This window comes from Azospirillum lipoferum 4B, assembly GCF_000283655.1.
GTDB classification, from domain to species: domain Bacteria; phylum Pseudomonadota; class Alphaproteobacteria; order Azospirillales; family Azospirillaceae; genus Azospirillum; species Azospirillum lipoferum_C.
In genome coordinates, this window is sequence record NC_016622.1 from 2,124,956 (window position 1) to 2,142,731 (window position 17,776).

Annotated in this window: 20 protein-coding genes and 2 tRNA genes; 12 read left to right on the plus strand and 10 right to left on the minus strand. The window is 67.7% G+C overall.

From position 1 onward, the window contains the following. Positions 1 to 7: 7 nt before the first annotated feature. From AZOLI_RS09780 to AZOLI_RS32970, 3 genes are all read right to left on the minus strand, one after another. Positions 8 to 310, minus strand: coding sequence for an urease subunit gamma (locus AZOLI_RS09780; RefSeq protein WP_014248459.1), 303 nt, complete (start codon positions 308 to 310; stop codon positions 8 to 10). A 146-nt stretch (positions 311 to 456) separates the two neighbouring features. After that, the gene (locus AZOLI_RS09785; RefSeq protein ID WP_044550724.1) at positions 457 to 1,323 is read right to left on the minus strand and encodes an urease accessory protein UreD; all 867 of its coding nucleotides are present in this window, start codon (positions 1,321 to 1,323) and stop codon (positions 457 to 459) included. A 95-nt stretch (positions 1,324 to 1,418) separates the two neighbouring features. Next, positions 1,419 to 2,138: a LuxR C-terminal-related transcriptional regulator gene (locus AZOLI_RS32970; protein WP_014248461.1), complete on the minus strand. Its 720-nt coding sequence runs from the start codon at positions 2,136 to 2,138 to the stop codon at positions 1,419 to 1,421. Positions 2,139 to 2,542: 404 nt separating this feature from the next. Here AZOLI_RS32970 and AZOLI_RS09795 point away from each other — a divergent pair, with 404 nt between their 5' ends. Beyond that, positions 2,543 to 3,211: a LuxR C-terminal-related transcriptional regulator gene (locus AZOLI_RS09795; protein WP_014248463.1), complete on the plus strand. Its 669-nt coding sequence runs from the start codon at positions 2,543 to 2,545 to the stop codon at positions 3,209 to 3,211. 182 nt (positions 3,212 to 3,393) lie between these two features. Here the strand turns inward: AZOLI_RS09795 and AZOLI_RS09800 are convergent, their stop codons facing one another. Next, positions 3,394 to 3,966, minus strand: coding sequence for a type 1 glutamine amidotransferase domain-containing protein (locus AZOLI_RS09800; RefSeq protein ID WP_014248464.1), 573 nt, complete (start codon positions 3,964 to 3,966; stop codon positions 3,394 to 3,396). Between the two features lie 157 nt (positions 3,967 to 4,123). On the opposite strand from AZOLI_RS09800, the gene AZOLI_RS09805 reads away from it, so the two are divergent. Continuing rightward, the gene (locus AZOLI_RS09805; protein ID WP_014248465.1) at positions 4,124 to 4,480 is read left to right on the plus strand and encodes a hypothetical protein; all 357 of its coding nucleotides are present in this window, start codon (positions 4,124 to 4,126) and stop codon (positions 4,478 to 4,480) included. A gap of 57 nt (positions 4,481 to 4,537) precedes the next feature. Here the strand turns inward: AZOLI_RS09805 and AZOLI_RS09810 are convergent, their stop codons facing one another. The 3 genes from AZOLI_RS09810 to dcd form a co-directional block, all read right to left on the minus strand. Further along, positions 4,538 to 5,017, minus strand: a complete 480-nt coding sequence (locus AZOLI_RS09810) for a DUF2948 family protein (RefSeq protein ID WP_014248466.1) — start codon at positions 5,015 to 5,017, stop codon at positions 4,538 to 4,540. 64 nt (positions 5,018 to 5,081) lie between these two features. Beyond that, entirely contained in the window at positions 5,082 to 6,374 is a 1,293-nt protein-coding gene (gene murA, locus AZOLI_RS09815) for a UDP-N-acetylglucosamine 1-carboxyvinyltransferase (RefSeq protein WP_014248467.1), read from the minus strand. Positions 6,375 to 6,428: 54 nt separating this feature from the next. Continuing rightward, positions 6,429 to 6,983, minus strand: coding sequence for a dCTP deaminase (gene dcd, locus AZOLI_RS09820; RefSeq protein WP_014248468.1), 555 nt, complete (start codon positions 6,981 to 6,983; stop codon positions 6,429 to 6,431). A 164-nt stretch (positions 6,984 to 7,147) separates the two neighbouring features. Between dcd and AZOLI_RS09825 the strand changes: the two genes are divergently transcribed. Next, positions 7,148 to 7,579, plus strand: coding sequence for a GNAT family N-acetyltransferase (locus tag AZOLI_RS09825; RefSeq protein WP_014248469.1), 432 nt, complete (start codon positions 7,148 to 7,150; stop codon positions 7,577 to 7,579). 98 nt (positions 7,580 to 7,677) lie between these two features. On the opposite strand, the gene AZOLI_RS32455 is transcribed toward AZOLI_RS09825, so the two are convergent. Continuing rightward, positions 7,678 to 7,824 (minus strand): hypothetical protein, encoded by a 147-nt coding sequence (locus AZOLI_RS32455; protein WP_014248470.1) that lies wholly within the window; start codon positions 7,822 to 7,824, stop codon positions 7,678 to 7,680. Between the two features lie 35 nt (positions 7,825 to 7,859). After that, positions 7,860 to 8,198 (minus strand): hypothetical protein, encoded by a 339-nt coding sequence (locus tag AZOLI_RS09830; RefSeq protein ID WP_014248471.1) that lies wholly within the window; start codon positions 8,196 to 8,198, stop codon positions 7,860 to 7,862. Positions 8,199 to 8,366: 168 nt separating this feature from the next. Here AZOLI_RS09830 and AZOLI_RS09835 point away from each other — a divergent pair, with 168 nt between their 5' ends. From AZOLI_RS09835 to AZOLI_RS09845, 3 genes are read left to right on the plus strand one after another with little or no spacing between them, the layout of a single operon-like run. Continuing rightward, on the plus strand, positions 8,367 to 9,350 hold the full coding sequence (locus AZOLI_RS09835; RefSeq protein WP_014248472.1) for an SDR family NAD(P)-dependent oxidoreductase: 984 nt from the start codon (positions 8,367 to 8,369) through the stop codon (positions 9,348 to 9,350). A gap of 36 nt (positions 9,351 to 9,386) precedes the next feature. Beyond that, positions 9,387 to 10,391, plus strand: a complete 1,005-nt coding sequence (locus AZOLI_RS09840; protein ID WP_014248473.1) for an MraY family glycosyltransferase — start codon at positions 9,387 to 9,389, stop codon at positions 10,389 to 10,391. Between the two features lie 5 nt (positions 10,392 to 10,396). Continuing rightward, entirely contained in the window at positions 10,397 to 11,236 is an 840-nt protein-coding gene (locus tag AZOLI_RS09845; RefSeq protein ID WP_014248474.1) for a glycosyltransferase family 2 protein, read from the plus strand. Here the strand turns inward: AZOLI_RS09845 and AZOLI_RS09850 are convergent. Further along, positions 11,198 to 12,247 (minus strand): glycosyltransferase family 2 protein, encoded by a 1,050-nt coding sequence (locus AZOLI_RS09850; RefSeq protein WP_014248475.1) that lies wholly within the window; start codon positions 12,245 to 12,247, stop codon positions 11,198 to 11,200. The genes AZOLI_RS09845 and AZOLI_RS09850 overlap by 39 nt on opposite strands. A 172-nt stretch (positions 12,248 to 12,419) precedes the next feature. Between AZOLI_RS09850 and AZOLI_RS09855 the strand changes: the two genes are divergently transcribed. The 6 genes from AZOLI_RS09855 (at position 12,420) to AZOLI_RS09880 (ending at position 17,729) form a co-directional block, all read left to right on the plus strand. Then, the gene (locus AZOLI_RS09855; RefSeq protein ID WP_014248476.1) at positions 12,420 to 13,364 is read left to right on the plus strand and encodes a UDP-glucose 4-epimerase family protein; all 945 of its coding nucleotides are present in this window, start codon (positions 12,420 to 12,422) and stop codon (positions 13,362 to 13,364) included. 45 nt (positions 13,365 to 13,409) lie between these two features. After that, the gene (locus AZOLI_RS09860) at positions 13,410 to 15,344 is read left to right on the plus strand and encodes a polysaccharide biosynthesis protein (protein WP_014248477.1); all 1,935 of its coding nucleotides are present in this window, start codon (positions 13,410 to 13,412) and stop codon (positions 15,342 to 15,344) included. A gap of 161 nt (positions 15,345 to 15,505) precedes the next feature. Beyond that, positions 15,506 to 15,580, plus strand: a tRNA-Thr gene (locus AZOLI_RS09865). Between the two features lie 36 nt (positions 15,581 to 15,616). Further along, positions 15,617 to 15,691, plus strand: a tRNA-Thr gene (locus AZOLI_RS09870). Positions 15,692 to 15,830: 139 nt separating this feature from the next. Next, positions 15,831 to 16,910 carry a chorismate synthase gene (aroC, locus tag AZOLI_RS09875; protein ID WP_014248478.1) on the plus strand — a complete coding sequence of 360 codons (1,080 nt, stop codon included), beginning with the start codon at positions 15,831 to 15,833 and terminating at the stop codon, positions 16,908 to 16,910. 234 nt (positions 16,911 to 17,144) lie between these two features. Beyond that, complete coding sequence (locus AZOLI_RS09880; protein ID WP_014248479.1) at positions 17,145 to 17,729, plus strand: hypothetical protein; 585 nt, start codon at positions 17,145 to 17,147, stop codon at positions 17,727 to 17,729. Positions 17,730 to 17,776 lie beyond the last annotated feature (47 nt).

Consider the following 17,776-nt stretch of genomic DNA (forward strand, 5'->3'; position numbering starts at 1 on the left):
GTCCCCCTCAACGGATCGGCTGGTGGACGGTGACGAGCTTGGTGCCGTCGGGGAAGGTGGCCTCGACCTGGATGTCGTGGATCATCTCGGGGATGCCCTCCATCACCTGATCGCGGGTCAGCACGGTGGCGCCGTCGCGCATCAACTCGGCCACCGTGCGGCCGTCGCGCGCGCCCTCCACCACATAGTCGGTGATGAGGGCGACCGCCTCCGGATGGTTCAGCTTGACGCCGCGCTCCAGCCGCCGCCGCGCCACCATCGCCGCCATCGCGACGAGCAGCTTGTCCTTCTCGCGCCCTGTCAGGTTCATCGGGGGATTGCCCTTTCGCCGCCCTGTTCATTGCCGGATCGTTGCCGGCCGGTTGGTGGCGATTATGCCACGATGATGCGGTGCGCCAAGTGCGTCGTATGACGTAGGGGGTTGAAAGTGCTGGCGGGAAGGCTTCGACGCGACCGTCAAACCTCCCACAGCCGTGGCAGGCGCGTCGGCAGCCCGGCAGCCTCACTACGCAAACCCGACCACAGCGCCGCATAGGCGCGGCGCACCGCGCGGGCGTCGCCGCCGAGGATGCGGACGACCAGCAGACCGTCCAGCGCGGTGGCGCCAATGCGCACGCCCTCAAGCGGCTCGGTCAGCGCACGGATCGCGTCGAGGTGGCGGGCGGCGTCGGGGGCGGCGTGCAGCAGGGTGGCGCAGGCGGCGGCTCCCCCGAAGCCGGCGGGGTGGGCCAGCGCCTCGGCGATGTCGTCGTCCAGATGCAGGGCGTCGGCCCAGATCAGGCGGCCGTCCCGGGCGACCTCCCAGGCATCGCGGATCAGGCCGCGGGTCACCGTCTCGCCGAAGGCGGCGCGGCCGAAGACCAGCATCTCGCCGGCGATGGCGCGCCCATTGCCCGACAGGTCGATCCGGGTCAGGCGGCGCAGGCGGGAGCCTTCGAAAACGATGGCTTCCTGCGGCATCCACTCCAGCCACGCGCCGTCCTCCACCGACAACACAGTGTCGATGCGGCAGTCGGCCCCGGTGGAGCGATAGACCTTCTCGGCCGCCTGGGTGGTGACCAGGGCCTTCGCCCCCGGCCCGACCGCGAGGGCGATGTCCATGCGGTCGCCGCCGACCATCCCGCCGGAGGTGGTGGCGAGCACCGCGATGGGAAGATCGCCGCGACGCGGCGTCGGCATCAGCACCCGCAGCGGGTCGTGGTGGTAGAGCGTCGCCAGTCGCGTTTCGCCGTGCCGATGTTCGAACCGGACGGTGGCGGCGCCATGGACGGCGACCTTCTTTTCCTCGCGACCTGCGTCTTCCGGCCTGTCGGCCACCGCCACCTGAACCAAGCGCCCGCTCCCACCCTGGATGTTGCGGGCGCCAGTCTGCCGGAAGCGGAGCCGTTCAGGCAATGCGGACGGACACCCCGCCCCGCTCAGCCCTCGCCGTTGAAGCAGCCGTTGCGGGCGGCGACCACCGCGACCTGGGTGCGGTTGCGCACGCCCAGCTTCTGCATGATGGCGCGGACATGCACCTTCACCGTGCCTTCCAGCACGCCAAGGCCGCGGGCGATCTCCTTGTTGGAATGGCCGGCCAGCAGCAGTTCGAACACGTCGCGCTGGCGGTCGGTCAGCCGGTCCAGGATGTCGTCGTTGCCGCGCGGCCCCTCGCTCAGCGCCCCGTTCAGCACGGCGCGCGGCAGCGGCAGGAAGACGTCGCCGCTGAGCGCCAGCGAGATGGCATGCTCCAGCACTTCCGGCGGGCTGGTCTTCAGCACATAGCCGCGGGCGCCCATGCGGACGCTGTCGACGATGTCCGCCACCTCGTCGGAGTTGGTGAGGATCAGCACAGGCACCTCGCCCAGCGCTTCCTTCAGGCGGCGCAGCCCGTCGATGGCGCCGCCGCCGGCATCCGCATCGTCACCGCGCGGCGGGCCGGGATCGTACAGGACCAAGGCCAGTTCGGGAGTCTTGCGGCCGACGTCCAGCGCTTCATCCAACGACCCGGCCTCCAGCACGCGCGTTCCGGGGCAGATTTCGCCGATGGACAGGGCGAAGCCGTGGCGAACCATCGGCTGCTCGTCGACCACCAGAAAAATCCGCGTCGGATTGCCCGCGCTGCGCGAACTGCCGCGCGCTTGAAGCTCGAACTCCATCGTGTCCCCTTATGCTCAGCGGACCGCTTTTCAGAAGGGCCAAGAACACCCAAAAGGCCCCATCGGGAAAGCGGTTCATTCGCGCCGCTCTATGGCGCGGCTACCTCTCAATATCGAATGAACGGATCTCCGTTCAATTTCTGGCTAAATCCGATCTATTGGCTGTGACTTTCCTGTTCTCATCTTGCGCCGTTGGTTAATGAACCGTATAAATCATCCCGGCACGAAGCGTAAAGCCCGCTGTTCCGAACAATATTGTTCTAATTTTTCATGTTCGGAGTCTGCCTGGACCGGATCAGTCGGCCCGGTCCTTGGCGCTGGTCTTCCGACCGGGGTCCAGGGGATGCAGATCAAAGGGGGGATCGCCGCCGCCCGGCAATGGGCGGCCCAGCGGAGGATGATCGATGAAGACATGGACTGTGATGCTGGTCGACCATGACCGGCTTTTCTCGGCGGCCTTGGCGACGCTGATCGGCGGCGGCCCCTTCCGGGTCAGCGCCCACGCGGCCAGCGCCGACGACGCGCTCGACTTGATCGCCGACGGCGACCAGCCCGACCTGATCGTGCTGGCGCTGCAGGACGGCATGCCCGAGGAGATAGCCGGCATCCGCCGCCTGCGCGAAGGCACGTCGGCGCGGATCGTCGTGCTGGCCGACACCATCGCCGACCGCAGCCTGTCGCAGTCGCTGAAGGCGGGCGCCGACGCCTATCTGAACAAGAGCATGTCGAGCGAGAGCCTGCTGCGCTCCCTGCGGCTGGTGATGCTGGGCGAGGTGGTCTATCCCACCCATGTCGCCGGGCTGCTGATGGCCGCCGCCAACGAACGCCCGCAGCACACCCCGACGCCCATCGCCATGCCGCCCAGCGGCGACCTGTCGAAACGCGAGGTGCAGATCCTGCGCTGCCTTCTGGCCGGCCAGTCGAACAAGGCCATTGCGCGCAACCTGCACATCACGGAATCGACCGTGAAGATGCATTTCAAGAACGTGATGCGGAAGATCAACGCGCAGAACCGCACGCAGGCCGCGGTGTGGGCGATCCAGAACGGGTTGTCGCCGCTGGTGACGGCGTAGATCCAACGCTCCGTAGGGGATGCCCCCTCCCTTCCCATGCTTTCGCATGGGTCCCTTCCCTCCCCCGCCCTCGGCCGGCCGAAGGCCGGTCCGATTGCGGGAGAGGGTGACGTTTGCGATTGCCGGACCAGTCCCCTCTCCCGCGAAGCGGGGGAGGGTTAGGGAGGGGGTAGAAGCGTCCCCTACTCCGCAGCGTTGCGATGGCCGGCGTGGCGGCCTTCGCAGAACTCCTCGATCATCTTGCGGCAGAAGGCCGGAATGTCGTCGGGCTTGCGCGAGGTGACCAGCCCGTGGTCGGTCACAACCTGCTCGTCGACCCAGTTCGCCCCGGCATTGCGCAGGTCCGTCTGCAGCGACGGCCAGCTGGTCATGCGCTTGCCGCGCACGCCGCCGGCATCGATCAGCGTCCAGGGGCCGTGGCAGATCGCGGCGATGGGCCGGTCGGAATTGACGAAGCTCTTCACGAACTCGATCGCCTTGGGCTCCAGACGCAGGGAATCCGGGTTCATCACGCCGCCGGGCAAAAGCAGTGCGTCATAGCGGCCGGCATCGGCCTGGTCGAGCGTGACGTCCACATCGACCATGTCGCCGCGGTCATGGTGATTCCAGCCCTGGATCTGCCCGGCCTTGGGCGCGACCACATGCACGGTGGCGCCGGCGTCGCGCAGCGCCTTCACCGGTTCGGTCAGTTCCACCTGTTCGAAGCCGTCGGTGGCGAGGACGGCGACGGTCTTGCCGTCGAGTTTCTGAGCCATGCAGGGATCTCCTTCGCTGTGCATGCCGTTGAAGGCCATTGCGTTGGCCTATGCCGCAGCAACCGGATTACCCCTGGATGGTTCCCTGGGAACCGTTCCGCAATTCCTATGTTGATTGTGACATACGAGACACACATCAGCGATGGGAGCCCGATCCATGAGGTTCCAGACCATGTTGGCCGGCCTTGCGCTGGCGATGACCTTTTCCTTCACCCATGCCGAGTCGGCGCTGGCCGCCGATCCGCGCAGCGGTGACGACCTCGTCGGCGTCGAGGTGACCGGCCTGCTCGGCGAAGAGCTGGGCCAGATCGTTTCCGTTTCCCCTGCCGCCACCGGCAAGGACGACAGCGTCCTGGTCGAGGCCAGCGGCATGCTGGACGTCGGCCACCGCTTCTTCACCGTCCACCGCTCGCAGCTGGCGCCGGGCGAGGACGTGGACACCGTCACCTACAGGAAGACCGCAGAGGACGTGATCCGCCGCCTGCACAGCGACACCCAGGTCGCGGAGCGTTGAACAAAGTCGCGGAGCGCTGAACCGGCGCTCCGCCTGCCCGTCTCGCCGCCCGCCCGCTCAGGCGATCCGGTCGAGGCCGGTTTCGTCGGGATGGCAGGGTTTGCAGCCGGTGGGCCAGGGTTCGCCCAGATCCTCCACCACCATGCGCCAGGACGGCCCGTCGAGCCGGACGCAGCCGCCGCCGGCGAAATGAAGGGCGACCCCACCCTCCACCGTCTCCATCGACAGCAGTTCCAGGAGTTGCCCGCGATCCTTCAGGTCGAATCCGCGCAGCTTGGCCCCGGTCACCCCCTCCACCCGCACGCCGCAATGGACCCGCTCATAGGGAGCAAGATCGTCGTCGTCGGCGGTGGGACCGGGCCGGGGCCGGTCGGCCGACTCCCAGCGGAAGCGGTTGACGACCATGACGAACCGCTTCTCGTCGGGCTGGAAGCACATGTCGCCGACCGGCAGGATGGCGTCCTGCAGGCAGGCGGAGACGACCTTCAGGTCCTCCTCATCCTCGGCACGCAGGCGGATCGGGGTGATGGCCGTCATAATCAGGGGCACCTCTCGGGAAAGGCCAACCTCAATGGGAAGGCGGGAGGGGCGCCCCCGCCGTTTACTCGTCGCCGCCGTGGATGCGCTCGATCTCCGCACCGCAGGCCGCCAGCTTCTCCTCCACCCGCTCATAGCCGCGGTCGAGGTGGTAGACGCGGTTGACCATCGTCTCCCCCTCCGCCGCCAGCCCGGCGAGCACCAGCGACACCGAAGCGCGCAGGTCCGTCGCCATCACGGGCGCACCGGTCAGCCGCTCCACACCGCGCACCAGGGCCGACGAGCCGTGGACCGTGATCCGCGCGCCCATGCGCGTCAGTTCCGGTGCGTGCATGAAGCGGTTCTCGAAGATCGTTTCCGTGATCATCGCCGCACCCTTGGCCGTGCACATCAGGGCCATCATCTGGGCCTGAAGGTCGGTGGGGAAGCCAGGGAACGGCTCGGTCATCACATCGACGCCGTGCAGTTCACCGTTGGCGCGCGAAACGCGGATCCCGTTCTCGATCTCCTCGAAGGCGACGCCGGCCGGTGCCAGCGCCTTGACCGCCGCTTTGATCAAATCGAGACGGGTGTTCATGATGTCAAGACGGCCGCCGGTGATCGCCGCGGCCATGGCGTAGGTGCCGGTCTCGATGCGGTCGGCCACCACCATGTGGCGGGCGGCATGCAATCGGTCGACCCCCTCGATCACCAGCCGGTCGCTGCCGATGCCGGTGATCTTCGCCCCCATCTTGACCAGGCATTCGGCGAGGTCGGTCACTTCCGGCTCGCGCGCCGCATTGACCAGGATGGTGGTGCCCTTGGCCAGCGTGGCGGCCATCAGCAGGTTCTCGGTCGCGCCCACCGACACCTTGGGGAAGACGTATTCCGCACCGCGCAGACCGCCGGCCGGGGCCTTGGCGACGATGTAGCCCGCCTCGATCCGGATGTCGGCGCCCATCGCCTCCAGACCCTTGATGTGCAGGTCGACCGGGCGCGCGCCGATGGCACAACCGCCGGGCAGCGACACCCTGGCCTCGCCGCAGCGGGCCAGCAGCGGTCCCAGCACCAGCACGCTGGCGCGCATCTTGCGGACCAGATCGTAGGGAGCGGTGGTGTTGGTGATGTCGCGCGCGGTGAAGTCCACGGCGCGGCCGGCGCAATCGCCGCCGGCACCGGCCATGTGGATCGCCACGCCGTGCTGCAGCAGCAGATTGCACAGCGTGTTGATGTCCGCCAGGATCGGCAGGTTGGTCAGCGTCAACGTCTCGTCGGTGAGCAGCGACGCCGTCATCAGCGGCAGGGCGGCGTTCTTGGCGCCACCAACGGTGATGGAGCCGTTCAGCGGGCGGCCGCCGCGGATGCGGATCTTGTCCATGGACCTGTTTCTTTCGCGGATACGCCTTCGGAAAAGGCGTCGGATTAGGAGCGCTCAGAGCCGGGGCAGCGTGACGCCCTTCTGCCCCATGTATTTGCCGGACTTGTCGGCGTAGGACACCTCGCACACGCTGTCGCCCTTCAGGAACAGGAACTGGCACAGCCCCTCGTTCGCATAGACCTTGGCGGGCAGCGGGGTGGTGTTGGAGATTTCCAGCGTGACGTGGCCTTCCCACTCCGGCTCCAGCGGGGTGACGTTCACGATCAGGCCGCAGCGGGCATAGGTGCTCTTGCCCAGGCAGATGACCAGGACGTCGCGCGGGATGCGGAAATACTCAACCGTGCGGGCCAGCGCGAAGCTGTTCGGCGGGATGATGCAGACGTCGGTCTTGCGGTCGACGAAGCTCGAATCGTCGAAGCGCTTCGGGTCGACGATGGCGTTGTCGACGTTGGTGAAGATCTTGAACTCATCGGCGACCCGGGCGTCGTAGCCGTAGGACGACACGCCGTAGGAGATCACGCCTTCGCGCTTCTGGGTCTCGACGAAGGGCTCGATCATGCCCTTGGTCTCGGCCATCTCGCGGATCCAGCTGTCCGGCATGATGCCCATCGCGGGGGTACTCCTTGGCGTATATATTGGATGAAGGGGTCGTGAAGGCTGGTTTGTAGCCGAGCACGCGGCGGGGCTCAAGAAAAGCTAGGCCGCTTGGCGCGCATGGACGGTTCTTTATCACGGCGCTGGTCTTGCGCGCGGCGGAGGCTAAGCTCTCCACCATGATCCAGACCTTCACCCTGTCCGTGACGGACACTCCCGCCCCGGCCGATCTGGCCGGAGTCTTCGACGGCCTGCGCGCCTACAACGAGGCGTCGCTCGGCCGCGCCTATGACCGCCGCGACCTGGTGGTGGTCGCCCGCGACGCGGACGGCACGCTGAAGGGCGGGCTGGTCGGCTACACCAACTGGGAATGGCTGTATGTCGACCTGCTGTGGGTGGACGAATCGACCCGCGGCAGCGGTCTCGGCGGTCAGTTGATGGCTGCGGCGGAGACGGAGGCGAAGGCGCGCGGCTGCCGCTGGTCGCGGCTCTACACCTACGACTTCCAGGCGCCGGGCTTCTATCCGAAGCAGGGTTATCGGGTGTGGGCGGAGATGGAGGGCTATCCGCCGGGGCACAGGCAGATCTGGTTCAGGAAGGATTTGGCTTAGGGGCGTGCGGATTGTGGAGGGTTATACCCCCACCTAACCCTCCCCCGCTGGGCGGGGGAGGGTTAGGGAGGGGGCACCGACGCCCCACATTTCCCACCTCACTCCCCCCGCTGCCGCGCCTGTTCCTTGCGCTTGCGCAGGTTCTCGCGCAGGCGGGCGGCGAGGCGTTCGTCGCGGGCCGACGCCGCCGGCTTCGGCTTCACCGGAGCCGGCGGTTCCTTCATCGTCTCGGCGCTGTCGTCCATCGGAGAGGCTCCGCAGCAGGCCTCAGGGATCGGCCTCAGTGATTGGACTGGTGCAGGATCTGGTCGCGCAGGCCGGTGTCGTACCCGACGCCGGTGGCGGTCAGGATCGCGGCGGCGGGGGTGCGCTTCACGATGCCCTTGCGCTCCAGAATGGTCCAGACGGCGTCGTTCTGCAGGCCGGTGGCGTCCTTGGCGGCGACGACGGAATGGCCGAGATGGAAGTGGTTGCCGTGGGCATGCGGCAGGGCGGTGATCTGGAAGCCACCCTCCTCGTCCTCGGCCGGCTTGTTCTCCAGACGGGCGAGTTCCTGCAGCAGGGTCAGGGTGCGCAGCTGCAGCGGGTTCAGGTTCAGCGGATTCTTCTTCGGGGGCATCGATGGTTCCATCGGTCCTGATGTGTCGCGGTCGCGCAGTAGACCGGCAGGGCGGAGCGGCTGTCAAGCATGCGAACCGGTCACCGGACACAGACGGATGCAGGCTGGCGCCCCGGTCGCCGCTGGGGCATAAGTCCGTCGGACCATCGTCATAAGGACCTTGAGACCATGACCATCCTCGTCACCGGTGCCGCCGGCTTCATCGGATCGCATGTCGCGGCGGCTCTGCTGGACCGCGGGGAAAGCGTGCTCGGCCTCGACAACCTGAACGACTATTATGCGGTGGCGCTCAAGGAGGCGCGGCTGGCCCGGCTGACCGGCCGCCCCGGCTTCCGCTTCGTCAAGGCGGACATTTCCGACCGTTCGACGGTCGAGGGTCTGTGGCCGCAGCTCAAAGATGTGACCGGCGTGGTCCATCTGGCGGCGCAGCCGGGCGTCCGCTACTCCATCGAGAATCCCTACGCCTATGTCGACGCCAACGTCACCGGTCAGGTGACCTTGCTGGAGGCGGCACGGCGCATGCCCGGCTTGCGGCATTTCGTCTATGCCTCGACCTCGTCCGTCTATGGCGCCAACCGCAAGATGCCGTTCTCGGTGGAGGACCGGGTGGACAGCCCGGTATCGGTCTATGCCGCGACCAAGAAGGCGGCGGAGATGCTGGCCTTCACTTACAGCCATCTCTACCGGATGCCGATGACCGGCCTGCGCTTCTTCACGGTCTATGGCCCGTGGAGCCGCCCGGACATGGCGACCTGGCTGTTCGCCGACGCCATCACCGCCGGCCGGCCGATCCGCGTCTTCAACGGCGGCAAGATGAAGCGCGACTTCACCTTTATCGACGACATCGTCGCCGGCGTGCTGGCCGCCCTCGACCGCCCCGCACCGGTCGATGCGGAGACCGGCGCCCCGCACCGCGTCTTCAACCTCGGCAACAACCGGTGCGAGGAGCTGATGCGCTTCATCGGCGTGCTGGAACAGGCATTCGGCCGCGAGGCGGTGAAGGTGATGGAACCGATGCAGGCAGGCGACGTGCAGGAAACCGCCGCCGACATCGAACTGAGCCGCCAAGTGCTGGGCTTCGAGCCGAAGACCCCGATCGAGATCGGCCTGCCCCGCTTCGTGGAGTGGTACAAGGGCTATCATAAGCTCTGACCGTCTTTCCCCTACCCCTCCACCACCCGAGCCATCATGACCTCCACCGCCTATTCGTCCGCGCTGATCGGCGTCTTCCTGCTGTGTCTGGCCGCCGGCTGGTATCTGTCCACCCGCGTGCTGCGCTATCTCCTCGCCAGCAGCATCATGGACATCCCGAACGAGCGGTCGAGCCATCAGGCCCCAACCCCGCGCGGCGGCGGCTGGGCGGTGATGCTGACGGTGGTGCCGGTCTTCGCCATCGCCGGGATCGCCTTCGGCCGGCCGCTGGAAACGGGGGCGATGCTGCTGGGAACGCTGGCGCTGATAGGGGTGTCGTGGATGGACGACCGGCGGGAATTGTCGCCGCTGCTGCGGCTGGCGGTGCAGGCACTGGCGGTGGCCTTCGGGTTGCTGGCGCTGCCGTCCGACCAGCTGGTGTGGCAGGGCTGGCTGCCCTGGGGGCTCGACCGGGCGGCGACCGCCTTCCTGTGGCTGTGGTTCGTCAACCTCTACAATTTCATGGACGGGATCGACGGGCTGGCCGGCAGCGAGACCATCCTGATCGGCGGCGGCGTCGCGCTGGTGTCGCTGGCGATGGGAGAATTCGGTCTGACCGGAGTCGCCGGGGCGGCGCTGGCCGGGGCGGCGGCGGGGTTCCTGACCCACAACTGGCGGCCGGCGCGCATGTTCATGGGCGATGTCGGCAGCATTCCGCTCGGCCATATCCTGGCCTTCCTGCTGGCCTCGCTGGCGGCGCGCGGCGATTGGGCGGCGGCGCTGATCCTGCCCGCCTATTACCTGACCGACGCCACCATCACGCTGCTGCGCCGGTTGCTGCGCGGCGAGAAGATCTGGCAGGCCCACCGCGAACATTTCTATCAGAAGGCCGCCAAGGGCGTCGGCCGGCATGACCGGGTGGTGCTGACCATCATCGGCTACAGCCTCGTCCTCGTCGTCGCGGCGCTGGCCGCCGGAATTTTCGGCGCCTGGACGCTCGTGCCCGGTGCCGTGACCGTCGCGCTGCTGCTGGCGACGCTGACGCGCATGTCGAAGGCCTGATCCTCATGACCTCCGCTTTCCTCGACCTGTCGGTCGTCCTCTACCACCCCGATCCGGACCTGCTGGTCCGCTCCCTCGACACCATCGGTGCCGCCGCCGACCGGCTGGCCGAGGGGGCCGGGGTGCAGACCCGGCTGTGGATCGTCGACAATGGCGCACCGGAGGGCAGCGACCCAAGCTCCAACCCGTTCCGGGCGCTGCTGGACCGCTATGCGGAAGCCGGCCGGCCGCCGGTGACGCTGATCGCCGGGCACGGCAATGTCGGCTATGGCGCCGGGCACAATCTGGCGATCCGTCAGGGCGACGCGCCCTATCACCTGATCCTGAACTACGACATCCTGCTGGAGCCCGACGCTCTGCTGGCCGGCTGGCGCTATATGGAGGCGCACCCGCGCACCGTGCTGCTGACGCCCAAGGTGTTCGGCCCGTCGGGGGAGCAGGAGTTCCTGTGCAAGCGCCGGCCGACCGTGCTGGATCTGGGCCTGCGCGCCTTCGCCCCCGCATCGGTCAAGCGGATGTTCGCCCGGCGGCTCGACCGCTACGAGATGCGCGACGTCACCCGCGACTCGGTCGTCACCGGACTGGAGCAGGTCAGCGGCGCCTTCATGCTGTTCCGGCGCGAAGCGCTGAACCGGCTGGGCGGCTTCGACGACGGTTATTTCCTGTATTTCGAGGATTTCGACCTGTCGCGCCGGGCGATGGCGCTGGGCGAGATCGCCTATGTGCCGGATGTGCGCATGGTGCATTTCGGCGGCAAGGCAGCGCGCAAGGGCAGCGCGCATATCAGGATGTTCGCCCGTTCCGCCCTACGCTTTTTCAACACCCACGGATGGCGGCTGGTCTGAGCTGTGCGGTTTCCGCAGCCCCGGCCGGCCGCGGGTCTTCAGCAGCAGCGGGTTCCAGGCGATCATGCGGGCGACCTGCCCCAGAGTGGCCTTGCGGTCGCGCTGGATGGCGCGGCGCTTGGCGATCATGCGCGGCAGCCCGCGCAACGCATCGCGGATGCCGCGGCCGATGGCGCCGGTGCGCCCGCTGCCCAGGCTGCGCACCACCAGATAGACCACCAGCAGCGCATGGCCCACGAAGGCCAGCGGCAGCAGCGGCAACGGCATGTTCTTCACCATCGTCCACACCAGATTGCGGACGCCGTGATACTGGGCGAAGGTGCCGTACTGCTTGGACACGCCGCTGCTGACATGCTCCACCACCGCGTCGCCGACCTGCACCGCCGGGCCGCCGTTGAGCCGGATGCGGAAGCCGAGGTCGACATCCTCGCAATAGCAGAAGAAATCCTCGTCGAAGCCGCCGACGGCCTCGAAATAGTCGCGCCGGTACATAGCCGCGGCGGCACAGGGCGAAAAGACCGATCCGCTGTAATAGGGCGGCTTCAGCATGCGGCGGTAATTGACCCGCCAGGCGAAGCCGAAGATGGAATACTGGTCGCCCTCGCCGTCGATCATGCGGGGATCGTGCGAGAAGAGCTGGGTCGAGCCGAACATCGCCACGTCGGGCTGCGCCTGGGCGGCGGCCTGCAACCGCTCCATCCAGTCGCGCCGCGGAAAGGCGTCGGGGTTCAGCGTGACGATCCAGGGAACGGTGGCACCGGCCGCGCCGATGTTGTTGGCCTTGGCGAAGCCGACATTCGTGTCCGACCGGATCATGCGGAATCGCGGATCGGCAGGCAGAGCGATGCCGTCGACGTCCTTGGAGGCATTGTCGACGATCACCACTTCGAAAGCGGGATCGGTCTGGTCGAGCAGACAGCCAATGACGCGGTTGACGAAGTCGGCGCAATTAAAGCTGACGATGATGATTCGGCTGTGCCGATCATTCGCATCGTCCACGAAATGTGACATGTCTTGGTAGCGTCCTTATTCACGCGTCCCTGTCCAGCTTATAACCATTCCCTTCATCGACCGAAAGTCGGAAAAGGGGCTTCGGACTTTGCGCCGTGGCGCACCCTGGCCAAACCGGATAATAAATCGTCGCTCAGTCCACCATACGAACCAAGTCCGGACCATCCCGCACATGCGCGTTCTCCTGACCGGCGCCACCGGCTTCGTCGGCCGCCACACCGTCCCGCTGCTGGCCGCCCACGAACACCGGGTGCGCGCGGCCCTGCGCACCGCCTCCGAAGGGCCGTGGGAGCCGGCCGTCGTCGGCGACATCGGCCCCGACACCGACTGGACGGCCGCGCTCACCGGCGTGGATGCCGTGATCCACATGGCGGCCCGCGTCCATGTGATGCGCGACACCGCCGCCGACCCGCTGGCGGAGTTCCGCCGTGTCAACACCGCCGGCACCATCCGTTTGGCGGAGCAGGCCGCCGCCGCCGGGGTGAAGCGCTTCGTCTTCCTCAGCAGCATCAAGGCGATGGTGGACGAAAGCCGCCCCGCACCGCTGGACGAGGCGACCCCGCCCAACCCGACCAGCCCCTACGGCATCTCGAAGCTGGAGGCGGAACGGGCGCTGGCGGCGATCTCCGCCCGCACCGGCATGGAGGTGGTGGTGATCCGTCCGCCGCTGGTCTATGGCCCGGGTGCCGCCGGCAACATGCGGGCGCTGGTGAAGCTGGTGGCGACCGGCCTGCCCTTGCCCCTGGGCGGCATCCGCAACCGGCGCAGCCTGATCTATGTCGGCAATCTCGCCGACGCGGTGGTGACGGTGCTGGAGCATCCCGACGCCGCCGGCCGGACCTTCCTGGTCCAGGACGGCGAGCCGCTGTCGACCGCCGATCTGGTGCGCGCCATTGCCGCAGCGCTCGACCGGCCGGCCCGGCTGATCCCGGTGCCGCAGGGGCTGATGGCGCTGGGCGCAGCGCTGACCGGGACGCGGGCGGTGTTCGACCGTCTGGCCGGCACGCTGACGGTGGATGACGGCCCCATCCGCAACAGGCTTGGCTGGCGCCCGCCGCATGACCTTGCGACCGGGTTGCGCGCCACCGCGGAATGGTTCAAAGCTTCCCGCGGCTGATCGCGACGTCGAAACAAGCCGAACGAATGAACAAGGTTTAGCGGCATGCGCATCCCGTCCGCACGGGCATCCCTGGTGTTCCTGCATGATCTGGTGATGACCGGGGTGGCCCTGGTCGTGGCCCTCTATCTGCGGGTGGGCGGTTCCGCCTTCGGTCTCTATTCCGATGCGCTGTCCATCGCGCTGCCGGTGCTGGTCGGCGTTTCCGCAGCGGTCTTCGTGCTGTTCGGACTGTACCGCGGCATCTGGCGCTACGCCTCCATCCCCGACCTGATGCAGGTGGTGCGCGCCGTCACCGTGGCGGTGCTGTGCTTCGTGCTGGCGATGTTCCTGCTGACGCGCGCCGAACTGCTGCCCCGCTCGCTGCCGCCGATCCTCTGGCTGGTGCAGATGCTGCTGCTGGGCGGCCCGCGCTTCGCCTACCGCTTCCTGAAGGACCGCCGGTTCAGCTGGGCCGAGGCTGTGGAGGGCGTGCCGCGCATTCCCGTCCTGCTGCTGGGCGTCGGCGACGCGGCGGAGCTGTTCATCCGCTCGCTCGACCAGCCGGGACAGTCGGCCTACCGCGTCGTCGGCATCCTCGACGACAAGGGCCGGCGCATCGGCCATGCCGTGCGCGGCGTGCCGGTGCTGGGCGGCCCCGACGACCTCGAACAGGTGGTCCAGGCGCTGGAACGCAAGGGCGAACGGCCGCAGCGGCTGATCGTCACCAAGGGCAATGCCGAGCTGAAGGGATCGACCCTGCGCAGCCTGCTCGACCGGGCGGAGGCGCTGGGGCTGGTCATGTCCCGCCTGCCCAGCCTGACCGAGTTCAAGTCGGCGCTCGGCGAAGGCAAGGGCGTGGAGGTGCGTCCCATCGCGCTGGAGGATCTGCTGGGCCGGCCGCAGGCGGTGCTGGACCGCGGTGCCATATCCGGACTGATCGGCGGGCGGCGGGTGATCGTCACCGGCGCCGGCGGCACCATCGGCAGCGAGCTGGTCCGCCAGATCGCCGCGCTTGGTCCGGAACGGCTGATCCTGCTCGATGCCGGGGAGTTCAACCTCTACAGCATCGAGATGGAGGTGCGGGAGAAGTTCCCAAGCCTCGACACCCGCGCGGTGATCGCCGACGTGCGCGACCGCGACCGCATCATGCGCCTGTTCCAGGACGAACGCCCCGCCCTGGTCTTCCATGCCGCCGCGCTCAAGCATGTGCCGCTGGTGGAGGCCAACCCGTGCGAGGGCGCGCTGACCAACGTGGTCGGCACCCGCAACGTGGCCGACGCGGCGCGCGCCGCCGGCTGCCTCGCCATGGTGCTGATCTCCACCGACAAGGCGATCCGCCCGACCAGCGTGATGGGCGCGGCCAAGCGCTTCGCCGAGACCTATTGCCAGGCGCTGGACGTGCTGCCGCCGCGCGATGGGACCGAGCATGCCACCCGCTACATGACCGTGCGTTTCGGCAATGTGCTGGGATCCTCGGGCTCGGTGGTCCCGCTCTTCACCCGGCAGCTGGCCAAGGGCGGGCCGCTGACCGTCACCCATCCCGACATGCGCCGCTATTTCATGACCGTGCGCGAGGCGGTGGAACTGGTGCTGCAGGCGTCGGCCCACGGCGCCACCCGCGCGGAGGATCGCGGCAAGATCCTGGTGCTGGACATGGGCGAGCCGGTGAAGATCGCCGACCTCGCCCGCCAGATGATCCGGCTGGCCGGCTACCGGCCGGGCGTGGACATCGAGATCGCCTTCACCGGCCTGCGTCCCGGCGAGAAGCTGTTCGAGGAGATCCTGACCGCCGCGGAGGCACCGAGCCGCACGGAGGCCGACGGCGTCTTCCTCGCCTCCCCCCGCCTGATCGATTATGCGCTGGTCAACCGCGCGGTGGGCGAGCTGGAAGCGGCGGCGCGGGCCGGCGACGGCGAGCGCGTGCTGTCCATCCTCGGCACCGTCGTGCCCGATTTCCGCGCCGAAGCGGTGCTTCCGTCCGCTGCGACGCAGGCTTGATCTCCGGCTTTATTCCGGGCGTGAAAAAAAGTGAGTGACGAGGTGATTTTAAGCGCTTGCATCCCCAAAAGGCCTGTGGCATAACCCGCGCCACTTCGGGGGGCGGTCAAGCCTGAACGCCTCACCCGGACGCATCGCCTTCGCGATGATCGGATATCGGGGCTGCCGTAGCTCAGTGGTAGAGCACTCCCTTGGTAAGGGAGAGGTCGAGAGTTCAATCCTCTCTGGCAGCACCATTCCTCCGATCCTGTCATCAGGCGTTCGTATCCGGCGCTGCCGTAGCTCAGTGGTAGAGCACTCCCTTGGTAAGGGAGAGGTCGAGAGTTCAATCCTCTCTGGCAGCACCATCCCCTCTTTAAAAAATCCCCTTAAAAATCGGTTCATCGCTTCCTTGACCTTGCCGCCGAAAGGCCGCAAGAAACCCCCCACTTCTTCTTCACATTTTGTGAAGTCACAGGTGCGGGTTCGTTTCGGGAGGATGTCACCATGGCCGGCAACAGCTTCGGCACGCTTTTCCGCTTCACCACCTGGGGCGAGAGCCACGGTCCGGCCATCGGCGTCGTCGTGGACGGCTGCCCGTCGCTGATCGACCTCGTTGCGGAAACGGACATCCAGCCCTGGATGGACAAGCGCCGGCCCGGCCAGTCGCGCTACACCACCCAGCGCCAGGAACCCGATCAGGTGAAGATCCTGTCCGGCGTGTTCGAGGGCAAGACGACCGGCACCCCGATCTCGCTGCTGATCGAGAACACCGACCAGCGCTCCAAGGACTACAGCGACATCGCCGGCAAATTCCGTCCGGGCCATGCCGACTATACCTACTGGCAGAAATACGGCATCCGCGATTACCGCGGCGGCGGCCGCTCCTCGGCGCGGGAAACCGCCTGCCGGGTCGCCGCCGGTGCGGTGGCGCGCAAGGTGCTGGGCAGCGCCATCCAGCTGCGCGGCGCGCTGGTGCAGATCGGCCCGCACAAGGTCGACCGCAGCCGCTGGGACTGGGCGGAGATCGACAACAACCCCTTCTTCTGCCCCGACCCGGTCGCCGCCACCCAGTGGGCCGAGTATCTCGACGGCATCCGCAAGAGCGGCTCGTCGGTCGGCGCGGTGGTCGAACTGGTGGCGTCCGGCGTGCCGGTAGGTCTCGGCGACCCGCTCTATGACAAGCTGGACAGCGACCTCGCCTGCGCGATGATGACGATCAACGCGGTGAAGGGTGTCGAGATCGGCAACGGCTTCGCCGCCGCCGAACTGACCGGCGAGCTGAACGCCGACGAGATGCGCATGGGCCCGGACGGCCAGCCGCAGTTCCTGTCCAACAATGCCGGCGGCATCCTGGGCGGCATCTCCACCGGGCAGGACATCGTCCTGCGTTTCGCGGTGAAGCCGACCAGTTCGATCCTGACGCCGCGCCAGACGGTGGACACCGCCGGCAACGACACCGATATCCTGACCAAGGGCCGCCACGACCCCTGCGTCGGCATCCGCGCCGTGCCGGTGGGCGAGGCGATGATGGCCTGCGTGCTGGCCGACCACCTCCTGCGGCGGCGGGCCGAGCGTAGGGAGTGAGGGGTAGGGCTTCTTGCGGACTTAGACCCCCACCTAGCCTCCCCCGCTCTCAGCGGACCTACGGTCCGCCTGCCGCGTCAGCACAAAGCGGAGCTTTGTGCGAGAGCTGGGTGGGGGAGGGACTGCCGCTGCTTTGCCGCTTAAGCACTTGTCCCCTCCCCCGCCCAGCGGGGGAGGGTTAGGGTGGGGGCAAGACCTGACCGCCCATAGCCTCCCACACCACAGGACCGCCCCATGCCCGCCCCCCGCCACGGACAGCGCCTGATCCTCGCCCTGGCGATGCTGGCCGCTCTCTCTGCCGGTGCTGCCCCCACGGCCATGGCGAACGACAGGCCCTTCCAGGAGTTCGACGAGACCTTCAAGTCCTGGAAGCTCTACTGCCAACTCTGGACCGCGACGCGTCAGGTCGAATGCGAACTGACCGCCCGCGGCACCAACGACCGCACCGCGCGGCTGGTCTGGCTGCGCTCGACCGAGAAATGGCGCGAGGGGCTGCGCTTCCGGGTGTCCGCCGAATCGCTGGATCTCGACAAGCTGGTGCGTGTCTGGTCCGACCGGTCGGTGTTCAAGCCGGATTCTCCCTGCAAGCCCTACCGGTTCGAGACCAACACCTGTGCGGTGACCGATCCCGACATCAACCGCCGCATGGTGGAGCGGATCGCCCCGGCGCCGGAGGTCTCCATCGTCGGCCAGTCGCCGGCCGGCGAGAAGACGGAGGTGCGTTTCCCGCTCGCCGGCTTCCGTGAAGCGCTGGAACGCAGCGATGCCATCCGCGCGATGGCAGGCAGACCGTGGGCGACCAGACCCGATGGCGATTGATTCCTATATATAGCCATCCCAGCGACAAGAACCGACGGACCCCCCGC